The sequence below is a fragment of the Bradyrhizobium sp. USDA3516 genome (assembly GCF_057651995.1).
In genome coordinates this window covers 17,360-37,991 of record NZ_JBYGYN010000017.1, presented here as the reverse complement: position 1 = coordinate 37,991, position 20,632 = coordinate 17,360, and the positions used below count along the sequence as shown (strand labels likewise).

Below are 20,632 nucleotides of genomic sequence, written 5' to 3'. Positions count from 1 at the left end.
CGCGTCGTGTTCCGCAGGCTCCGTGGCATGCGACGTTGACGCTCGACTAAGGAGGGCGGATCAGACCGATGGCGAGAAAACTGAAAACCTTTCAGACTTCGCTGGGCTTCTTCGATCTGGCGATCGCCGCCCCCTCGATGAAAGCGGCCCTCGACGCCTGGGGCGCCAACAGCAATCTCTTCCACCAGGGCGCGGCGAAGGAAAGCGACGATCCGGACGTCATCGCTGCGGCCATGAAGAAGCCTGGCGTCGTTCTCAAGCGCCCTGTCGGATCCGACCGATCCTTCAGCGAGCAAGCCGAACTGCCCTCCGATCTCGGCGGGGACAGAAGATCGACAAAAGCCGCCCGCAAATCGAAGGGCCATTTTGCGAAGAAGCCTTCCTCGCGTCCGGTCGACAAGGCGGCAGAGCGAAAGGCCGCGCTTGCCTACGAACGAGAGGAGAGGCGCCGGGAGAGTGAACGGGCGAGGGAAGAGGCCGCCAGGCAGAAAGAGCGTGAGCGCCGTCAGCAGGCGGTCGACAAGGCGCAGGCTGCGCTGGACAAGGCGGAGCAGGAGCACGCGAAGCGGTCTGCCGCCATCCAGGCCGAAGTTGAGGCTCTCGCGAAGAGATCGCAAACCGAAGACGATCGCTGGAATAGGGCGAGGGAGCGATTGGAAGCTGCGCTGCAGCGTGCGCGGAGTTAGTTTCTTGGCAGTTCTTGCTCGGCGGCACCGAGGGAAGGCAAGGGTTGCCGTCAAGCGATCATCGTTCGGGGTCTGGTGCGCGCGCTGCGGCTCGGTTCACCTTGGTGCGGTCCCCTCGGTCCTCGGGAGCGAGCTCCATGACCGCTTGATGCAGCTCGGCCGGAATCGTCAGCGGACTTTCGGGGGGCTTGTTCGCCCACTGCCAGAAGCTATCGAACGCATCCATCACAGGTCCTCCCGCAGGCCCCGAAAGAAGGGGTGGCGAACCTTTCCCTCGGCCGACTTCGCGCGATACTCGATCTCGGCCAGAAGCTTGGGTTCAACCCAGATGCCCTTGTGAGCGATGCGCTTGGTATAAGGCTGGGTCTTCCGGATGAGGGGTCTAAGCCGTTTCTGCAGATCGGCGGCGGAGGCCTTATCGAAGCCGTGGTCAACTTTGCCGGCGTAGACCAGATCGTCGCCCTTGCGCCGGCCGACGTAGATGCCGTCCCACTTCGTCCCATCGAGTGCGAAGCCGGCAATGGTCAACGTCTCACGCTGTACGCAGGTCTTCTTGACCCAATCATTTGTGCGTCCCGTCGGATAGGCGCTGCCCCGGACCTTCGAGACGACGCCTTCGAGGCCGAGCTTGCAGGCGTGCGTGAACATCTCGCGGCCGTCTATCTCGAAGCTTTCGCTGAACTGGATGTCGGTACCGCCTAAGATCTTCTTGAGTTCGGCTTTGCGCTGAAGGAGCGGTAGCTTCCGGATATCTCGGCCGTTCAGATAGAGCAGATCGAACGCGACGAGCACGATGCTCTTCGACTTGCCCTTGAGCTCGTTCTGCAGAACCGAGAAGTCGGTCGTGCCGTCGGCGGCAGGTACCACGATCTCGCCGTCCACCACCGCCGAGTCCGCCTTGATCCGCCAGGCATCATGAGCGACCTTCTTGAAGCGATGCGTCCAATCGTGGCCGCGCCGGGTGAAGATCTTCGCGGTCTCGTTGGCCAGATGGACCTGAACACGGTAGCCGTCGAACTTGATTTCGTGAATCCAGCGCTCTCCGGACGGCACCTTTTCGATCGAGGTGGCCAGGGCCGGTTCGATGAAGCCGGGGAAAGGCGCCTTGACGCCAATAGCCGCCGGCATTTTACGCTGAAACGCCGCTGAAGAACTCCACGCTACAGGCGATTCAAATTGGCACAGATCGAATCGTTCCGGAACCGCCGAATCCTTGTCGCGTTGCTTCGACGCCACGAACAGGAGGTATCCATGGCGGCAGCGAAGAAGTCGAAGACGTCCCGCGGACGCAAGCAGGACCGGGCACGGGTGGCCGGCGGGCAGGACTACGAGGTGCAGTACGAGGCGAAGAAGACGGGAAGGTCGGCGCCGGCGGTGAAAAAGGCCGTCAAAAAGGTCGGCAACGCGCGCAAGCGGGTCGAGAAACGGTTAGGCCGCTGAGTAGGAGACGGGTTAGCGTCGAAGCTTAGCGTCGGTCCTCCTCGTCAGGGGGGCATTCTGGGCAGGTATCACCAATCGAGTCCAGCACGTCGCGAACCGCGGCCTCCGCTGCGTCACGGGATACGTCTGCTGGCGGGTCCTGACGGGCGATATCGAAGGCGCGCTCTCGTGCATGTGGATCGGCGCGGTCCTGCATCCAACCGTGCTCCTCGCACTCGCGGATGGCGCCGGCTTCCTGGAGCACTTGGATCGCCCATCCGCGCAGGGTACGGATCGCCGGCCGTCTCTGCTTGGTCATCAGCATTGAAAGGTTCTCCCACGCTGAGACGAATCGTTTAGTCCCGCAGACGTTCCCTATCGCTAACACACGAGGGGGATTCGGGATCGTGGGATCTCGTGGTTTTTCGAAGGCCGAATTTTTCCGCCCGGCCAGGTGCTAGGGTGGGCAAGAACGAACTGAAGAAACCGTTTTTCCGATACTTCAGACGTCCAAACTCAGGTGGTTGCTCCTTTTCCGTTTAGCACGTGCGGCTGCCCCCGCACCGGGCTCTCGTGAACCGAGCCGCGTAGCGTCTCGGCCTTGCGGCTTCGATCCCTCGCGCACGACCAGATCACGCCCTCGCGGGGCAGAAACGAAAAACCGGACCTTTATGCAGCAGCCACCTGCACAAAGGTCCGGCGTTATCTCAGCTTGCCGCGATACCAAATGGCTGCAAAGGACGCTTCATATCCTTTGGGAGGTCTCGCTCTTCTTCCGGGTTTCGACCCGGAGGCGGAATAGATCAGCAGCCGATATGACTACTTCTTTTTCTTTGAAGTCTTCTTTGCCACCTTCTTGGTAGCTGCCTTCGCGGTCTTCTTTGCCTTCTTCGCTTTCTTGGCCATGTCGTCCTCTGTAAGAATTGGCTCTCAGTGAACATGCCCACGCCGTGCATAGACATGCACACGAGTGAGACGATATCACAAAAGCAAGATTGATACCAAGGAGATGCAAATCCGCATTGAGTCGCTCGCCGGAGGCACTCGCCCTCGGGCCCGCAGTCATTGCATGCCGGCGTCGCTATCACTGCCCTTCGAGTCGGGTGCCTTTTTAACCGGTCTCGCGACTGCACTCGGTCCCGGGTCCCGCCGCTACGCGTCGGCGCTATGCTGACCCTCCTGCGGGTGCCTCTTTCGCCGCGTCCGCGAGTGGTCTTCGCTGTCGCTCCGCCCACAGGCCTCTCTTCCACAATTGTGAGACTCTGTGAGAATGTCGGGCGGTTCTCGTATTCATTGCCTGCATCACGTTCGCTCAGGTTTTGGCGCGTGCGGCCAGGGCCGCACCGGGCTCTCGTGAACCGAGCCGCGCAGCGTCTCGGCCTTGCGGCTTTGATCCCTCGCGCTAGAGCTTTGGTGCTCCTCGCCGGGGGCACTCGGGAAAGGGGCTCGCCTGCGGCGATCGCTATCACTGCCCCGTTCCCGGGTGCCGCTATTGAACCGGTCTCGTCGTTGCACTCGGACCCGCGTGCCTCTTCGGGTCGCTATGCTCACGCTCTCCGGGTGCCATTTTCCGTTGCGGCGATGCGCCCTTGGGCGCACGCCTGATCGCGAATGAGGCCCTCGGTAGATGGCGCAAGGGCTGAGAGTAAGAGTGCAGGCTCGTTTTTCCGTGACGGGTTAGAAGTTGCGAGAGAGGCTCGCGGCGCCCTTCGCGGAGACCCGCGATGTCAAACACTACTGTTCGCGCGCGCGCCGGCCAGGACCGGGCAACCCTCTATAACGAAATTACCGACAAGATCATTGCCGAGCTTGAGGCCGGACGCGTCCCCTGGGTTCAGCCCTGGGGTACGGCCGCGGCGAAAGCGCCGCTGGCCATGCCGAAAAATGCGACGACCAACCGGCAATACAGTGGCGTTAACATCCTCGTCCTCTGGGGAGCCGTGATTGAACGCGGATTTGCCGGTCAAAGTTGGCTCACATTTCGTCAGGCGCTCTCGCTTGGTGGTCACGTTCGCAAGGGAGAGCGCGGCACCACTGTTGTCTACGCGGATCGTTTCGTGCCGAATGACGAAAAGCGACGCGCCGCCGAGACCGGCGAAGACGCGCAGGCGATTCCATTCCTCAAACGATTTACCGTTTTCAACACCGACCAGTGCGAAGATCTGCCCGATGGGATTGCCACCGCTGCGCCGCCACCGCCGGCTGGCCTCATCGAACCCACGGTCGAAGCCCTGATCAAGGCCAGCGGAATTCCGTTTCGGATCGGTGGAGATCGCGCATTCTACGCAACAGCCGAAGACTATGTTCAGGTCCCGCCGCCGCAGGCCTATTTCGAACCCATCAACTGGCACCGCACGGCGTTGCATGAGCTCGGTCATGCGACCGGGCATCCCTCGCGTCTCAACCGCGACCAGAGCGGATCCTACGGTACGAAGAAATATGCCTTCGAAGAACTGGTGGCCGAGTTGAGCTCCGCATTCAGCTGCGCCTCGCTCGGGATCGTCCCGACTGTGCGCCATGCCGACTATATCGGCTCCTGGCTTGAAGTCCTGCGCGAAGACAATCGGGCCATCGTGCATGCCGCTTCGCAGGCGAGCAAGGCTGCGGACTATTTGCTCGACTTCATTCCCAGGCCCGTTGAGCCGGCGTCGCTGGATTCGGCTGTCGCCGATCGCGAGCCGGCGTGATGCTCGGCCTCGCGCGAGAGTGAGAGGAGGGATGGCTGTTCGCGACGGGTTGGAAGCCGAGAGAGAGTCTCACGGCCGCCCGTCGTGGAGAGCCGAAATGACGAAAGCCGTACAAAAGATCACGCTGTCGCCTTCCCGGGACATTCCGTTCAACAAGCTCGTGCTCAGCCAGTCGAACGTTCGCCGCGTCAAGGCGGGCGTCTCGATCGAGCAGCTAGCCGAGAGCATCGCGCAGCGTACGCTTCTGCAAAGTCTGAGCGTCCGGGTCGTTGTTGACGCAGATGGCCACGAGACCGGCATGTTCGAGGTGCCGGCGGGCGGCAGGCGCTATCGCGCTCTCGAGCTCCTGGTGAAACAGAAGCGGATGTCCAAGACGCAGGCGGTGCCGTGCGTCGTTCGTGAAGCGGGCATCGCCGCGGACGATTCGGTGGCGGAGAACGACGAGCGGGTCGGCCTGCATCCACTCGATCAGTTTCGGGCCTTCCAGACGCTCCGCGACCTCGGCATGAGCGAGGAAGACATCGCCGCCCGGCACTTCGTGAACCCTGCGATCGTGAAGCAGCGGCTGCGGCTGGCGTCGGTGTCGCCGAAGCTGCATGAGGTCTATGCCGAAGACGGCATGACGCTCGAGCAGCTCATGGCGTTCTCGGTCACAGCCGATCACGCCCACCAGGAGCAAGTCTGGCAGAACGTAAGCCGTTCCGGTTATGACGAGCCTTGCCAGATCCGCCGCCTGCTCACTGAAAAGACCGTTGCGCGGGTCCGATCACCGGGCGCAGTTTGTGGGCCTCGATACCTATCAGCACGCGGGTGGCGGCGTTCTGCGGGATTTGTTCGAGCACGACGACGGCGGCTGGCTTCAGGACGTCGTGTTGCTCGACCGCCTCGTGACCGAAAAGCTCAAAGCGCGAAGCTGAGACGATCTCGGCCGAAGGCTGGAAGTGGATCTCGGTCGCCGTAGAGTTCTCTTACGGTCACACTCAAGGGCTACGAGAAATCGAGGGCAAACCTGTCGATCTCTCGCCTGAGGAGCAGGCCACCATCGATGCCCTGAACGCCGAGCAAGCCAAGCTGGAAACCGATTATCAGGATGTAGACGAGCTGCCCGACGAAATCGACCAGCGTCTCGGCGAAATCGAGGCGGCACTGTCGGCATTCGAAAACCGGCCGATGCACTACGATCCGACCGAGATCGCCCGAGCTGGTGTCTCCATCAGCATCGATTCCGAGGGGCGCCCCTCCGTGGACCGGGGTTACGTCCGGCCAGAGGACGAGGTGTCGGCAACAGATTGCGACGTCGGGCACGACGCCGGTGCGTTGTCGACCGAAGGTCAAGAAGAGGGCGCGTCCGTCCAGCGCACGGTGATCGCGGTCGCGGGTAGTGCTCCCGATGCTGAAGAAGATGATGAGTATGCGGCCAGGCCCTCTGCCGGATCGGCTGATCACCGAGCTGACGGCGCATCGTACGCTGGCATTGCGGGATGCACTGGCAGAAAATCCTGCGATCGCTTTCCAGGCGGTGCTGCATAATTTCGTGCTGACGGCTTTTTACCGGTTCGCGTCATCCGGAAGCTGTCTCGAGATCGGCCTCCGCACGCCGAACTTTCCAACTCAAGCTCCGGGGCTGAGAGAAAGCGTCTCCGCCAAGGCCGTCGAGGCGCGGCATGAGGCCTGGAAGGCACGGTTGCCGAAGAGCGAGAACGATCTCTGGGATACGCTGACGGCTCTCGATGGTGGTGCACAGGCGTCGCTGTTCGCCCACTGTGCATCATTTACGGTCAATGCCGTCTATGAGCCGGCCAATCGCTACAATCAGGGCCGTGTCTGCGCTCACGGTGTCCGCGCCCGTCCCGACCAAGCGGATGTGCTGGCGCGCGCGATCGGGCTCGACATGGTGCAGGCTGGCTGGCGGCCGACCGTCGACAACTATCTCGGCCGGGTCACCAGGCCGCGAATTCTCGAGGCGGTGAGGGAAGTCAAGGGCGAGTCGTCGGCGCAACTGATCGACCATCTGAAGAAGGCCGACATGGCCAAGGAGGCCGAGCGCCTTCTGGACGGCTCAGGCTGGTTGCCGGAGCCGCTGCGTCTCGTTGATCCCGATCAGCACCGGTGGGGCAAGGAGGACGAAGCAGGTCCGCTGCCGGAATTCCTCGCCGACGATGAGGATCGGGAGAACGCCGGCGACGACCCGCAGCTCGATGCGGCTGAGTGACACAGAACGGGATGGCTCCGGCCATTCCGCAGTTGCTTGGGGACCGGGTGTAACGCCGGTCCCCATTTTTTATGAGCGAGCGCTGAGAGGGAGAGCCGGGCCGGGAAGGGTTTGAGCCGTTAGGTCAAAGGAGAGCGCCCGATGGTTCGACCCGTTCCCGCTCTCCGAAAGAATCCTGTCATGACCGAATCTCTCGCGGGCGGCGCTGCCGCCGCGCCGCTCTCGATGCATGCCGCTGCTACTCTCACCTCTGCTGCTATCAAGGCCGCCCGACAGCTCTTGACTGATCTCGAACGCGGCCGTCGCATTGATGCCGCCGTCCTGCGTGGCGCCATGGAAGCGGCCTTCGGCGCCTCGGATGCGGCCGGCGCCTGGAACTGGAAGACCGCGTATGACGTCTGCGAGGCGGCAACCGTTCTCTTCCTTCGCAAGTTCGGTCCGGCCATGCGCGCCAAGGCTGGCTCGACGGCTGCCATGCTGCCAATGCTCGCGAGAATCGCGAGCTGTCTGCCGACCCATACGCGGCGCTCCGAGGACAGTCAGGCGCTCCAGCAATTTTCGACGCCGATCCCGCTTGGGCTGGCCGCATGCACCGCAGCCGGCATTACGCCTGCCGACCGCGTTCTGGAGCCATCCGCTGGGACGGGCTTGCTCGCCATCCTGGCCGAGCTCGCCGGCGGCTCTCTGATGTTGAACGAGTTGAACGAAGGCCGCGCGGCGCTGCTCGATCATCTGTTCGCCAACGTTGAGGTCACGCGGTTCGACGCCGCACAGATTGATGATCATCTCGACGCGGGGGGCGTACCGAGCGTCGTTCTGATGAACCCGACGTTCTCCGCTGTGGCCGATGTCGATCGACGGATGGCGGACGCGGCTTTCCGGCACATCGCTTCGGCGCTGGCGCGCCTTTGCGACGGTGGACGCCTCGTCGCCATGGGCCCTGCGCCGGATAACCTTACGCGGCTACAGGCCTTTGTTCGCCTCCAGGAGCGCGGGCGGGTCGTGTTTTCTGCCGCGATCGACGGCGCCGTCTACGCCAAGCACGGCACCCAGAGGGACACGAGGCTGCTCGTTATCGACAAGCTGCCCGCCGCCGATCCGAACGCTTTTCCCGCCTCGCAAGGCATGGCCGGCGATGTCGCCACCTTGCTCAATTGGGTGACCCAGTATGTGCCAGCGAGGCTGCCCGTCGCAGTGCCGGTCGTGGCCGACATCGTTAGGCGCCCTGCGATGCTCCGATCGGCCGGCACCATTGCACCAAGCCCCTCGTCGACTTCGCGGAACGCGCCGGAAGGTATGGAACTTGCGTACGAGGCCGTCAAATGGTCGCCGCCGGAAGGAGTCCGCCTCACCGATGCGCTCTATGAGGAGTACGGATTGCAGTCGATCCGTATTCCCGGATCGTGCACACATCCGACCAAGCTCGTGCAGTCGGCGGCGATGGCATCCGTTGCGCCGCCGAAGCCGTCCTACCGTCTGCATCTGCCTTCAAGTCTGGTGGCAGATGGAGTTCTGTCGGACGCCCAGATCGAGAGCGTCATTTATGCCGGCGAGGCGCATTCCCAATTCCTGGCGGGCTCCTGGACGGTCGATACGACGTTTGATGTTGTGGCCGCCGCGCGCGACGAGGCCGAGAATGCCGTCCGCTTTCGCCGCGGCTGGTTCTTGGGCGATGGTACGGGCGCGGGCAAGGGACGGCAGGTCGCCGGGATCCTTCTCGACAATTGGCTCAAGGGCCGCCGCCGTGCGGTCTGGATCAGCAAATCCGACAAGCTGATCGAAGATGCCCAGCGCGACTGGTCCGCGCTCGGCATGGAGCGACTGCTCGTCACGCCTCTGTCCCGGTTTCGTCAGGGCACACCGATCCGGCTTTCGGAAGGCATCCTTTTTGCCACCTACGCCACGCTACGCACCGACGAGCGTGGCGAGAAGCTTTCACGCGTCAGGCAGATCGTTGAATGGTTGGGCTCCGACTTCGACGGAGTGATCGTGTTCGACGAGAGCCATGCCATGCAGAATGCGGCCGGCGGCAAAGGCGAGCGCGGCGACCAGGCGGCCTCCCAGCAGGGGCGCGCGGGCCTGAGGCTCCAGCATGCCTTGCCCAATTCTCGCGTGGTTTATGTGTCGGCGACGGGCGCCACCACGGTCCACAACCTCGCTTATGCGCAACGCCTTGGTCTATGGGCCGGCGCAGATGCCAATGGGCTCAGGGATGACCTGCCACCGATCACGACGTTCCTGAACAGGCTGTTGGCGCTCACCATCGGCCTGCAGAATGTCCTGTTCACTGCCTTCGAGCAGCTTTTGACCGCTCGGATCAAGGGCGCTGTTTCGTCCGGCACCTACGACCTCGATCTGGAAACGCTTCGCGCCGAAAGCTTCGTCGTCACTGACCGGCGGACGATCTGTGTCCATCCGCGCACAGGTGCCGAGACGCGGCTGCTCACCATCGTGCAGCGCGAGCGTAACCATCCTGTTGGTTTGGATGACGCCCTTGCTCGTCTTTCTAATCATGCTGTCCTGCTGATCAACGAGCGTTCGGGAAGGGCCGCCGTGCAGATTCCGGCCCCGAGCATCATGCTCGACAACGGCGAGATCGAGCGCCGCATCCGTCTGATCCGGCCTATGGAGCAGCACCAGGTCCCCTTGAACATGATGGCGGAGAGCCATTGGGTTGAAGCGGATCGCGAACGTTTTGCCGCGGCGTGGCTGGCGGAGCTTGCCGAGGTGCCCGAGTTCACGGAGAGCACGATCCACGTCGCTGCGGGATTGCTGTTACCCATCTGGAAACGGTTGCCGAACGAATCGACCCGCGTCTATCGGCTCCAGAACGATGCGGGCGAACGCGTCATCGGAAGCAAGGTTTCTGCCACGTGGGTCGTAAACGTCCTTGCGGCGGACGCGCCTTCGCTCACGCCGGACGCTGCCTTTGCCGCGCTGATGGACGGACGAACCGTCCTCGACCTCGGGGAGGATCTCCAGCTTCGCCGCGTTAGGGTGATGGGGGCCTACCGCATCGAGCTGTCGGGCTTCAACGACACGATGCGCGATCGCCTGCGGGCTTACGGCCTCTTTGGGGAGATCATCTCTTGGAAGCTGCGCATGTTCGTGCCCACGGACACGAGCGGCGTGGAGGTCCTGTCCAGGGTGCTCGACACGTATCCGGTAGCGCGCATCAGCGAGCGGGAGGCCGCCTGATGTCCCGCGATGCTTCCGAACTGGCACGCCGCCTCTCGCGCGAGGCTGAGGCGGTGTGCCGACACTATCTTTCGAATGGCAAACGGGCGGGGCGGTACTGGCTGGTCGGCGACGTCCACAACACGCCGGGCCGCTCGTTGTTCGTACGGCTGCACGAATCGACGAAGGGCGCCGCCGGCAAGTGGACCGATGCTGCAACCGGCGAACATGGTGATCTCCTCGACATCATCCGCGAAAGTATGACCTTGCGAGACTTTCGTGAGGTCGCCGAGGAAGCGAGGCGGTTTCTAAAGCTGCCTCGTTCAGAAAAGAAATTCGCTCAGAAACCCGTTCGTTCAGTCGCGCCGGTCGGATCGCAGGAAACCGCTCGTCGGCTCTTTGCGATATCCAGCTCGATTGAAGGGACATTAGCCGAAGCGTACTTGCAGCGTCGCGGAATTACTTGCATCAACCATGGTGGCAGCTTGCGCTTCCATCCTCGCTGCTACTATAGACCGGACGAGCATTCGTCGACCGAAACGTGGCCGGCGATGATAGCCTCTGTCACGGACCTCGATGGACGGATCACCGGCGTGCATCGCACCTGGCTAGATCCACACGGCTTTGATCGCGTGCGGCTCGGCAAGGCCCCGATCGATACGCCACGACGGGCCATGGGCGACCTGCTCCGCAACGCCGTTCGCTTCGGCGTGGCGGACGACGTGCTCGCCGCGGGCGAGGGGATCGAGACCATGCTTTCATTGCGCTACGTGCTGCCGACTATGCCCATGGCTGCGGCGCTCTCGGCCAATCACCTCTCAGCCATGTTGCTGCCGTCTGGCCTGCGTCGGCTCTATATCGCCCGCGACGCCGATGCCACCGGAGATGCCGTACAGGCTATTCTCACCCAGCGCGCAGAAGCCGCCGGCATTGAAGCGATCGCATTGTCGCCCCGGCTGGGCGACTTCAACGAAGATCTGCACATCTTCGGTCTCGAGACCCTCCGAGCAGCATTGCGGCTTCAACTCGTGCCAGAGGACGTCGTCCGTTTCCTGCATTCGTCGATGGTCGCCGCAGAATAGGCTGGTGCTTCGATCGACGTTGATAGCTCGGTCATAACGAAGGCCATTGCCCGGAAGAGGTGCGACCTCGGCCTTCTAGAGGGCGATCGGACGGCAAGCGGACCGGGCCGGCAATGGCTACGCCCGGCTATTTTCCGCCGCGCGCCGGCGATAAGCATACGTAACAGCCTCAAACCGGCGCGCTTTGCATCGCGAAGCAAAATAGCCGGCCTCCGCCATCCTCCGCTGCCGCTACGGCCCTTGCGGGTTCTGGCCCGCTCCGCCCGCCGTCTGAGTGATCGCCACGAAGGCCGCGATGGGCGCGGCCGATCCGGCAAAGGGTCCTTCCATGACCGACCACGACGACATTGAACCGCAGCACGGCTCTTCTCCAACTGACCACGTCCTCACCGAACTACAGCTCTTCGGCTATCGTCCCTTCGACGATCAGCCCGATCCACGGCTACTTCCCGAGGCTAAGATCATCGCGGGCGCCGTCGCCGACATCTTCGACGCCCTGGTCGCAACACTGAGCGACACGCGGCTCGAGCCGGACCTGGGCGATCTGCTCTGGTCGACAGTCAACCTGTTCCATCGAGCCGTCGATCGCGTCGAGCGCGATCTCGACGACAACGAACAGGCGCAGCAAAAGAGCCAACGCGAGCAGAATGGCTCCGAGGTTCGATCAGTCGAACTCGAGCGCTTGACGGCCGAAGGCATCACCTTGATCGAGCGACGCAACTGCCTGGAGCTCTTCCGCGACCAGGCCATCGAACGCTTCGAGACGCACACCGGCTCGCCCTGGCGCCCTCGATCGGGATCGCTGGTGAATCACCGCACGCTGACCGCCGCGATGATCGACTCACGCGACTTCATCGCAGCCAAGCGTCGCGCTGAAACCGAGGTCTTGTTGCCGGCAGGACCGAAAATCGCACTTACCGGCGGGCTCGACTTCAATGACCACCACCTCATCTGGGACCGCCTCGACAAGGTCTACGCCAAGCATCCCGACATGGTCCTGCTCCATGGCGGCTCGCCCAAAGGTGCGGAGCTTATCGCCTCGAAATGGGCAAGCAACCGCAAGGTGCCTCAGATCGCATTCAAGCCTGACTGGACAAAGCACGCCAAGGCAGCCCCATTCAAGCGCAACGACGCCATGCTCGAACTCCTGCCGATCGGCGTCATGCACTTCCCGGGCACGGGAATCCAGGACAACCTGGCAGACAAAGCGAAGCGGCTCGGCATCCCCGTCTGGAGGTTCGGCGGCGCGTGAGCGCTGCCTTCTCGCCTCCGGCGTGAACGCGGAGTTGCATGCGCCGCAACTCTGCCTCGTTTCGGCTCCATATCGAAAATTGCGCCGTGGTGGTGGTGGAAGGCGCGACTGTCAGATCTATGCATATGGAGCCACCACTATGCTTGCCCTTGGGCTCGTTCTCAACACACTCGGCATCGGCTTCTTCTGCTGGGCGATCTTTGCGCTCGCTGTGTATGCCCTGCCGTTTTTCGTCGCTCTCAGTATCGGAATAACGGCGTTTCAGAATGGTGCCGGCGTGGTCGGTGCGCTGCTTATCGGAACGGCCGGTGGCGCGTTGACGCTTGCCTTCGGTCAGGCCGCCGTCGCGATTACCCGGTCCTTGGCTTTGCGCATCGCGATCGCAACAGCATTTGCTATTCCCGCCGCCGTGGCCGGCTATCATGTGGTGTTCGCCGTGTCCCAGATCGGGGTGCCTTCGTTGGCTTGGCGTGAGGTCTTCGTTTGCCTGGGCGCGGTTTGCATTGGGGTCACGTCATGGACGCGCTTGATCGTTCTGGCGAAGACCCGCCCGCTCGAGCCGGGTGGAGTGATGGAGAGTCCGTCTAACCAGTTCTTACGGCCGGAAGGCCCGAGGGATGACCGTTTACCGCCTTCGTCGTCGACAGGTTCGCATAAATCGGCGCGCTGAACGGGGGATGATCGAGCCCTGAGCGCGGGGGGCCAGTCCTCCTCGGAACTACTCGATCAAAGCCGCCGGCATTTGGGTTTGGCCCACGCAGCCGCGGCGGAGCCGTGTTGCCTAGCTCCGTTGCTGGGAGACGATACCGCCCTTTGCAGCAAATTGTTTCTTTTTCTGCGCTGAATCGTTCGAACCTCTTGTTCAGCAAAACCGAGATAAGCCATGTCTTCTCCCGAGATTGCGGTTCAGCACGCGGACGCACGTGGCCTCGTTGATGGCTGGATCTGGCCGAAGACCGGCTTCGCCTCGATCGTCTGAGCCGCAACGCCGTTGATGCGACTTTCTTCCCCTGGGCTTCGCCCATTCCTCGCGAGACAAGAAAGTCGCCACAACGGCGTCCTCCGCTCCGCTCCGGCCCGCGAGCGGGTGCGTCGCCGATCGTCTTCGGCCTGCAGATCGCCATCGAGGCCGCGATGGTCGCGGGCTCGAAACACAACAGGAGAAGTGACATGGCTAACATCGGTTCCTTCAAGAAGGTCGGCAACGATTTCCAGGGCGAGATCGTCACCCTGAGCCTGCAGGCCAAGGGCGTCCGCATCGTCGCCGAGACCAACCGCTCCAACGACAACGCTCCCAGCCACCGCATCTATGTGGGTCGCGCGGAGATCGGCGCGGCCTGGTCGAAGCGCTCCGAGGAGGGCCGGGACTACCTCTCGCTCAAGCTCGACGATCCTTCCTTCAACGCTCCGATCTACGCCAACCTGTTCGATGACGAGAGCGGTGAAGGCTACACCCTCCTCTGGTCGCGGCCACGCAAGAGCGGCGAGTAAGAGCGCCTCACCAAGCCCCGTCCGGTCCGCCGGGCGGGGTCTTCGCGGCTGGCCTGAGGCAGCTTGCGATTTACCTCTCAGTCAGGCTCAACGATCCGAACCTAGCGGCCCCCAATCTACGCCTCGCCCGTCAAGATCGAAGGCCGCGAGGGCTTCACCCTGATTTGGTCCCGCCGCAGCGGCGTCTGGTCCCTCCGGGATCATCAGCCCGCCTCCCGGAGGCGAGGCCGGAATCCAGCGGGTATGAGTTTTACTCTCCGATCCGAGAATCTCAAGGTACTCAAATCTCGGCCCGGCGGCTGCCCCATATACTTCTTGAACATTGCCGAGAAGGCAGCGGCGGATTCATATCCGAGTTTATCGGCAAAGCTATGATAGGACGCCGGATCGCAATTCCCTCGACGCCATGCCATCTGGAACCGTCGGACCCATCTGTCGAACGTCATTCCTGTCTCACGCTCAACATGGCGACCCATACCCTGTTTGCTCATCACGACGACCTCTGCTCAATCGGCGTGTGTTCGCCGGTTTCCGGGGTCTTCGAGTACGATGTAGGCGATCCGTTCAGCTGCGGATCCGCCGCCAGTTGCCATATAGAGGCAATCCATTGTCGCTCGCTCAATTCCTCAATCAGCAAGTCGGCAACGCGGCAATGTCGAGGCTCCGCCGCGTAATCACCTCCAAGATCGTGAAGATGAACCAACAGAGAAATCTGGCGATCAGTCCAGCCGTTTACTCTCGATGAAATGGGCCTCAGGATAGGCTCAAATTCGGCGAACCTCGTGTCACCAATTGCAAATCCGCGCAAATTTTCCTGCACGATTTCCTTGCCGAGTAGTTCTCGAATTCGCTTCTCCAATCCTCAAGGCAAAAGCAGAAGCAACTGCTGCTCCTGGGCCGGGCGCAGGGATGAGTAGCGCAGTCCCCGAGAGTGCCGAAAATCGCACCCCCAACATTCGGCATCCCCCTCCGAGGTTCTGCTCCTCCATGATGACCGCACACACGCCGGCCTAGCCAAGCGTAGTGCGCTGTCATCCTGGAGTTCTCAAATGCCCGATCCGATGGCCGGTCTCCCCCCGCGATTCCTGCGTACGCCAGAGGCCGCGCGTTACCTTGGTCTGTCCGGCCGCACGCTGGAGAAGCACCGCACATACGGTACTGGACCGACGTATCGTAAGATTGGCGGACGTGTTGTCTACGCCGTCGATGACCTGAAAGCGTGGGCCGATCTCGGCGCCAAGACGTCGACATCGGATCCCGGCAAGGGGACCGTGCTGCCCGCCAAGAAGCATCCGGCCCTGCGTCCCTATGCAGGTCAGGAACGTCGCTGATAGCCGCGTGAGAGCAGTGACTATGCGGCGCAAACACCATGCAGAGCGCGAGCTGCTTGAGCTCTTTCGGGCGCTGCCCGGCGATCTCGCGCCGCGCGATGCGCAGGATCTGATGGCCTATCCGTTCTTCTCGCTTGCAAAAACAAAGCGAACTGTGCCGATCGATTTCCGCGCGGGTGCGATCTCAATTCGTGTCGAAGCCGTGCCGGAACACGGCATGGCGACGATCTGGGACGCAGACGTTCTGATCTGGGCCGCGTCCCAGATCGTCCAAGCCCGTGATACTGGCTTGAAGACGTCGCGCCTGATGGCTGCAACGCCTTACGAGATTTTGACGTTTGTGGGCCGCGGCACCAGCGCACGTGACTATGACCGCCTGAAGGCTGGTCTTGACAGACTTCAGTCAACGACCGTGCTGACGTCGATCCGTCAACCGGCAGAACGGCGACGCCATCGCTTCTCCTGGATCAACGAGTGGAAGGAGACGGCGGATGCAAATGGCCGGCCATTCGGGCTCGAGCTGATCCTGCCGGATTGGTTCTACGCCGGCGTCATCGACGACGCGCTCGTGCTGACGATTGATCGAGCCTATTTCGATCTGACCGGCGGGCTTGAACGGTGGCTCTACCGCCTAGTGCGCAAGCACGGTGGGCGCCAGGACGGCGGCTGGAGTTTTGACCTTGTGCACCTCCATGCCAAGTCCGGCATCCTCTCGCCGCTCAAGCATTTTGCCTACGACGTACGTCAGATCGTTCAGCGCCAGACATTGCCCGGCTATCAGCTCGTGCTCACACGGGATCCTGATGGCACCGAGCGGCTGAACTTCGCGCCAACGCCTGTTCATCCCTTAACGGCACGCTTGCGTCGGCGCGGTCTCATTCCAAATTCGGAGGACAACCTGTGAATCAGCTCGTGCTATCGGGGACCGCAACCCTCGTGCTATCGGGGACCCGATCCTCGTGCTATCGGGGACCGGAATCGAGATTAAGAGCTTGTTTCTCCTCGCTTTCCGGCCGCTCTAACTTTACTAACCAGAAATCCTTCGGATTTCTTCTAACCCACCAGGCCGAAAACCTCGTTGGAGGCGATCGGCAGCAGCAGGCCGCCAGTTCTGTTTGGCTCTCCAAGTCGCATACGCTATTCGCCGAACCCCATGCTTACGGCTGCCAACTCCAGCGTCAGGGAGCCGCGGCATGAGCGATCTCACGGAAGTGGAAGTTCTGTGGCTTGAGAAGCGTATCGAAAACCGCATTCGGTTCGGTCGAGTTGTTGCGGAACGGAAGCTTGATCGCCACCGGCGTGTCCTGTCATTTGCGCCCGGCAGCATCTTTGCCTTCGTCCGATGGACCTCAAACGACTTTGGGACGATCATTTCGCGCATCGACATCTTGCGCGCGGTCGCACCGGGACAGCGCTGCTCGACCATCCCGTATGTGAAGCCGGGTGGGGAGATCTTGCTGCGGCTCGCTGGTTGGCCGAAGGTCGAGCGAGTGCTGCAGATGACCGACGCCATCGAGGCGCTCGGCATCGATCCAGCTGATGTCGCACCTGATCATTGGCATCACGTTCACAACCGTCTGTCCGTCAACGAAAACCCGCGGTCCTACACGAAAGCACGCCACCGGGCCTGGCTTCATCGCCAAAAGGTGATGCGATGACAGGCCGCCTCATGATGCTGGCTATGATGATTGGGGCCGCTGCTGCGCTCGTCGCGACGATCGTCCTGGAGCCGCTTCCGCTTTTCATCTGGAACGCATCCGCGAGCGTTCCGATCGGTCTCTACCGCCTCCGCCCGGCGGACCAATTCCAAGTCACTGAATTGGTCGCCGTGCAGCCGCCGGAGCCGCTCGCGGCCTTCCTCGACCTCAACGGCTATTTGCCCATTGGCGTACCCATGCTGAAGCGCGTGCTTGCTCTTCCCGGCCAGAGTGTTTGCAGAACCGGCCTCAAGATTTCGGTCGACGACATTGCAATGGGCGAGGCGAGGGATCGCGACGGACGCGGGCGGCCATTGCCGAGATGGCAGGGCTGCCGCGTCGTCGGCGACGGCGAACTGTTTCTGATGAACTGGCAGTCGGACGACTCTCTTGATGGCCGGTATTTTGGATTTCTTCCGGCGTCTAGCGTGATCGGCCATGCGATGCCGGTGTGGACGTGGGAGGAGTGATCGTGCGCATTCGACGTGTTCTCCTCGCCATTCCCTTGTTCGATCGATTGCGGGATCATTCCTCCGCCTCGATCGATGTCTGCAAGACCGGCGCGAGCCCGACGGCGTGGTTGGGTCGGTTGGGCACGCGCATTTGTGCTGTCGTGCCCTTGATGCTTCTTCTGACCGCGTTCGACGGTGAGGCTTTGGCCCAGAGTGGATCAGCCGCCCAGCCGGCGATCAGTCAGACCGCTCACTCATTTGCCGGCTTCATCAATGAAGCCTCACAACGCTTTGCGATTGCGCCGAACTGGATCCGATCAGTCCAAAGCATCGAGAGTTCTGGTGATGTGCACGCCAGATCGCCAAAAGGCGCAATGGGCCTGATGCAAATCATGCCGGCGACTTGGGCGGAACTTCGCGAGCGCTACAATCTCGGGAACGACCCCTACGACCCGCACGACAACATTCTGGCCGGCACGGCGTACTTGCGCGAACTGCTCGATCGGTATGGCTCGCCTGGCGTGTTTGCCGCGTACAACGTGGGACCATCACGCTATGAAGAGCATCTCGCAGGCGGCCCTCTGCCAGAAGAGACGCGAGCATACGTCGCAAAGCTTACAAATCTGCTTGCCATCGACCTGCCGGCGAGGTGGACGTCCAGCAGCCATTCATCAAAGGCTGGGACGCTATTCGTCAGGCGACCCGATCTCATGAAAACGCGCCGTCAGTTGCTGGCGCTCGTGCCGCCGGGCGATGTCATGACGGCAATCTCGGCGCCCGATGCGCCCATGGTCCCCCGGCCTATTGGCGTGTTCGTCCCTCAATCGGGTTCGGGAACATCGCAATGATCAGGTGTGCGGGTCCGCAAGCTGACGGCGTATGGGCGATGCCTTCGGCCCGCGCTCTACTCGTCGCTTCGCTCCTCACCGAGCCACCCTTCGGGTGTCTCGGCCCTTCGGGTAACGATCGCTATCGCAAGCGCTCAGAAGCACTCGGGCTTCGCAAGTCGGCTGCCAAGTCGCTGCTGCTCTTTCGCAATGAGGCGGTCAGCCGACGTGCTCGGGCGGGGGCTATTCGAGGATCCGCCGCAATGACCCGAACTGCATTACGTTGCAAATCGCCGCTCCTTCCGAGGGCCTGGTGGCTTGGACGTTGGGTCCTGGGAATCAGCAGCCAGGAGAACGCGATGGCAGGACGGCTAGATAAAAGGGGCTCGCCGGTCGAACCGCAAGCCATTGGCATGGCTTGGGTTCTGGCGTGCCGGTCGGTCGGGGCGCGTGCCGCGCCTAGCAATTTTACGAATGCAATCAAAGGTGTTTTCGGCACCGTTCGTGCTTTTGATCGTTGGGAGGCCCTGTAGTGAGCGTGGGCGACAGCGACCTGCGTATACGGCCTGGACGCATTCGTAGTACCCGCGCGCCGAAGCCCAAGAGCTTCATCAATCAGGTGCTGCGGGCGGCGAAGAAAGCAGGACATACCTCGGGTCAGACAGTGGTGGGCAGGCGCTCGACGGCTTATGGGCACTCGACGTTTGGCCGCGGGCGCCTGGCCTTTAGCCGCGCCAGAATGTTCAATCCAACGCGGCGCGTTGTGGTGAAGGCGCGCGTGGTTCGTCACAAAGGCGGAGCGTTCCGTTCCGCACCATTGACCGCGCACCTTTCATATCTGAAGCGCGACGGCGTGACCCGGAGCGGTGAGCGGGCCGAGATGTTCGATGCCGGCGGCGACCGCGCTGATAGCGCGGCTTTCGCAGAACGCTGCAAGGACGACCGGCATCATTTCCGGTTCATCGTCTCGCCGGAGGACGGCGGCGACATGACCGATCTGAAGGCGTTTACCCGCGACCTCGCCAGGCAGATGGAGACCGACCTCGGCACGCAGCTCGATTGGGTGGCTGTCGATCATTGGAATACCGACAACCCTCACGTCCATCTTCTCGTCCGTGGGATAGATGAGGAAGGGGCGGATCTCGTGATCTCTCGCGACTATATCAGCAAGGGCCTGCGCTCGCGCGCTGAGGAACTGGTCGCCATCGAACTGGGCCCAAAACCGGAGCACGAGATCCGGAATTCGTTGGAGAGGGAAGTCACGGCGGAACGATGGACGCGGCTCGATCGGGAGATCCGGCTGGCGGCCGATGAGACCGGCCATATCGATCTTCGCGCAGAGAATCCCGGCAAGTCCGATTCCGAGATCCGGCGCCTGATGATCGGTCGCCTTCAACACCTGGAGAAGATGGGCCTTGCCGCGTCCGCCCTACCGGGAGAATGGATGGTCGGGCTCGAGGCCGAGCGTAGCTTGCGTGACCTCGGTATGCGCGGCGACATCATCAAGACCATGCACAGGGCCTTTACCGAGCGTGGGGAAGCGCGCGGCGTTGCCGATTTCGTCATCGAGGTTGGACAGCCGGCATCCCAGATTATCGGACGACTGGTCGACCGTGGACTGCATGACGAACTGACCGGCGAGGCCTATGTCCTGATCGACGGAACAGACGGACTGGCGCACCATGTGCGCTTTCGAGGCCTAGAGGCTTTCGAACATGCTCCGCCGGCCGGCGGCATCGTTGAAGTCCGACGCTTCGGTCAAGCCGGCGATCCGCGGCCGACCGTGGTGCTCGCAACCCGTTCCGACCTCGATCTTGGTGAGCAGATCACTGCGAGGGGAGCAACCTGGCTCGACCACAGGCTGGTCGAACGCGACCCCATGCCGCTTGCCATGGGCGGATTCGGCCGAGAGACCCGCGACGCCATGAAAGCCCGTACCGAGCATCTGATCCAGGAGGGCCTGGCGCAGCGGCAGGGCCAGCGCCTCATCTTGCGGCGCGACCTCCTGAACACGTTGCGCCGACGCGAGCTGGACGAGGTGGCTTCAAAAATCTCGGCCGACACCGGCCTTCCTCATGTGAACGACGCGTCCGGGGAGCATGTGGCGGGCACGTACCGCCAGCGGGTGACGCTCACCTCGGGACGCTTCGCTATGATCGATAACGGGCTCGGCTTCCAACTCGTGCCGTGGTCGCGCGAACTCGAGAACAAGCTTGGCCAACACGTCACCGGTGTCGTGAAAGACGGCGGTGGCATCGAATGGGGTTTTGGTCGGAAGCGCGACCTCGGCCTCTAGGTATCTCGCCAATTCAGTTGCGG

At 62.3% G+C, this 20,632-nt stretch carries 19 protein-coding genes and 1 pseudogene; 15 read left to right on the top strand and 5 right to left on the bottom strand.

What is annotated here, in order from left to right; translation table 11 throughout:
- Window positions 1-68: 68 nt before the first annotated feature.
- Complete coding sequence (locus tag AC24YW_RS35555) at window positions 69-686, top strand: cell envelope biogenesis protein TolA (protein WP_487487053.1); 618 nt, start codon at window positions 69-71, stop codon at window positions 684-686.
- A 58-nt stretch (window positions 687-744) separates the two neighbouring features.
- Here AC24YW_RS35555 and AC24YW_RS35550 read toward each other — a convergent pair whose 3' ends face one another.
- Together AC24YW_RS35550 and ligD are read right to left on the bottom strand one after the other, a co-directional pair.
- Window positions 745-912, bottom strand: a complete 168-nt coding sequence (locus AC24YW_RS35550) for a hypothetical protein (RefSeq protein WP_487487052.1) — start codon at window positions 910-912, stop codon at window positions 745-747.
- Window positions 912-1,814, bottom strand: coding sequence for a non-homologous end-joining DNA ligase (gene ligD, locus AC24YW_RS35545; protein WP_487487096.1), 903 nt, complete (start codon window positions 1,812-1,814; stop codon window positions 912-914). Before ligD ends, AC24YW_RS35550 begins: the two co-directional genes overlap by 1 nt.
- Before the next feature lie 123 nt (window positions 1,815-1,937).
- On the opposite strand from ligD, the gene AC24YW_RS35540 reads away from it, so the two are divergent.
- Window positions 1,938-2,126 carry a DUF3606 domain-containing protein gene (locus tag AC24YW_RS35540; RefSeq protein ID WP_128931710.1) on the top strand — a complete coding sequence of 63 codons (189 nt, stop codon included), beginning with the start codon at window positions 1,938-1,940 and terminating at the stop codon, window positions 2,124-2,126.
- A gap of 25 nt (window positions 2,127-2,151) precedes the next feature.
- On the opposite strand, the gene AC24YW_RS35535 is transcribed toward AC24YW_RS35540, so the two are convergent.
- Window positions 2,152-2,430 (bottom strand): hypothetical protein, encoded by a 279-nt coding sequence (locus AC24YW_RS35535; RefSeq protein ID WP_487487051.1) that lies wholly within the window; start codon window positions 2,428-2,430, stop codon window positions 2,152-2,154.
- Window positions 2,431-3,829: 1,399 nt separating this feature from the next.
- Between AC24YW_RS35535 and AC24YW_RS35530 the strand changes: the two genes are divergently transcribed.
- The 7 genes and pseudogenes from AC24YW_RS35530 (at window position 3,830) to AC24YW_RS35500 (ending at window position 14,006) form a co-directional block, all read left to right on the top strand.
- A complete protein-coding gene (locus AC24YW_RS35530) occupies window positions 3,830-4,792 on the top strand; it encodes an ArdC family protein (RefSeq protein ID WP_487487050.1) in 963 nt (320 codons plus the stop codon).
- Between the two features lie 97 nt (window positions 4,793-4,889).
- Window positions 4,890-7,004, top strand: a pseudogene (locus AC24YW_RS35525) (ParB/RepB/Spo0J family partition protein).
- 180 nt (window positions 7,005-7,184) lie between these two features.
- The gene (locus tag AC24YW_RS35520; protein ID WP_487487049.1) at window positions 7,185-10,202 is read left to right on the top strand and encodes a strawberry notch-like NTP hydrolase domain-containing protein; all 3,018 of its coding nucleotides are present in this window, start codon (window positions 7,185-7,187) and stop codon (window positions 10,200-10,202) included.
- Window positions 10,202-11,263: a DUF7146 domain-containing protein gene (locus AC24YW_RS35515; RefSeq protein WP_487487048.1), complete on the top strand. Its 1,062-nt coding sequence runs from the start codon at window positions 10,202-10,204 to the stop codon at window positions 11,261-11,263. Before AC24YW_RS35520 ends, AC24YW_RS35515 begins: the two co-directional genes overlap by 1 nt.
- A 328-nt stretch (window positions 11,264-11,591) precedes the next feature.
- Complete coding sequence (locus AC24YW_RS35510) at window positions 11,592-12,515, top strand: DUF2493 domain-containing protein (protein WP_439403494.1); 924 nt, start codon at window positions 11,592-11,594, stop codon at window positions 12,513-12,515.
- A 139-nt stretch (window positions 12,516-12,654) separates the two neighbouring features.
- The gene (locus tag AC24YW_RS35505) at window positions 12,655-13,185 is read left to right on the top strand and encodes a hypothetical protein (RefSeq protein ID WP_271596696.1); all 531 of its coding nucleotides are present in this window, start codon (window positions 12,655-12,657) and stop codon (window positions 13,183-13,185) included.
- A 500-nt stretch (window positions 13,186-13,685) separates the two neighbouring features.
- On the top strand, window positions 13,686-14,006 hold the full coding sequence (locus tag AC24YW_RS35500; protein ID WP_036006807.1) for a DUF736 domain-containing protein: 321 nt from the start codon (window positions 13,686-13,688) through the stop codon (window positions 14,004-14,006).
- Between the two features lie 203 nt (window positions 14,007-14,209).
- On the opposite strand, the gene AC24YW_RS35495 is transcribed toward AC24YW_RS35500, so the two are convergent.
- Together AC24YW_RS35495 and AC24YW_RS35490 are read right to left on the bottom strand one after the other, a co-directional pair.
- Window positions 14,210-14,452 carry a hypothetical protein gene (locus tag AC24YW_RS35495; RefSeq protein WP_487487047.1) on the bottom strand — a complete coding sequence of 81 codons (243 nt, stop codon included), beginning with the start codon at window positions 14,450-14,452 and terminating at the stop codon, window positions 14,210-14,212.
- A 44-nt stretch (window positions 14,453-14,496) separates the two neighbouring features.
- Window positions 14,497-14,865 carry a hypothetical protein gene (locus tag AC24YW_RS35490; protein WP_487487046.1) on the bottom strand — a complete coding sequence of 123 codons (369 nt, stop codon included), beginning with the start codon at window positions 14,863-14,865 and terminating at the stop codon, window positions 14,497-14,499.
- A 190-nt stretch (window positions 14,866-15,055) separates the two neighbouring features.
- Between AC24YW_RS35490 and AC24YW_RS35485 the strand changes: the two genes are divergently transcribed.
- The 6 genes from AC24YW_RS35485 to AC24YW_RS35460 all read left to right on the top strand — a co-directional run bounded on the left by AC24YW_RS35485 (window position 15,056) and on the right by AC24YW_RS35460 (window position 20,609).
- Window positions 15,056-15,337 (top strand): helix-turn-helix transcriptional regulator, encoded by a 282-nt coding sequence (locus AC24YW_RS35485; protein WP_036006809.1) that lies wholly within the window; start codon window positions 15,056-15,058, stop codon window positions 15,335-15,337.
- Window positions 15,338-15,359: 22 nt separating this feature from the next.
- Complete coding sequence (locus AC24YW_RS35480) at window positions 15,360-16,241, top strand: replication initiator protein A (RefSeq protein ID WP_225155230.1); 882 nt, start codon at window positions 15,360-15,362, stop codon at window positions 16,239-16,241.
- 289 nt (window positions 16,242-16,530) lie between these two features.
- The gene (locus AC24YW_RS35475; RefSeq protein ID WP_271596695.1) at window positions 16,531-16,995 is read left to right on the top strand and encodes a DUF2840 domain-containing protein; all 465 of its coding nucleotides are present in this window, start codon (window positions 16,531-16,533) and stop codon (window positions 16,993-16,995) included.
- Window positions 16,992-17,504, top strand: coding sequence for a S26 family signal peptidase (locus tag AC24YW_RS35470; RefSeq protein WP_225155232.1), 513 nt, complete (start codon window positions 16,992-16,994; stop codon window positions 17,502-17,504). The genes AC24YW_RS35475 and AC24YW_RS35470 overlap by 4 nt, the downstream gene beginning before the upstream one ends.
- A gap of 2 nt (window positions 17,505-17,506) precedes the next feature.
- Window positions 17,507-18,334 carry a lytic transglycosylase domain-containing protein gene (locus tag AC24YW_RS35465; protein ID WP_487487095.1) on the top strand — a complete coding sequence of 276 codons (828 nt, stop codon included), beginning with the start codon at window positions 17,507-17,509 and terminating at the stop codon, window positions 18,332-18,334.
- Window positions 18,335-18,845: 511 nt separating this feature from the next.
- Window positions 18,846-20,609, top strand: coding sequence for a relaxase/mobilization nuclease domain-containing protein (locus AC24YW_RS35460; RefSeq protein WP_225155234.1), 1,764 nt, complete (start codon window positions 18,846-18,848; stop codon window positions 20,607-20,609).
- Window positions 20,610-20,632 lie beyond the last annotated feature (23 nt).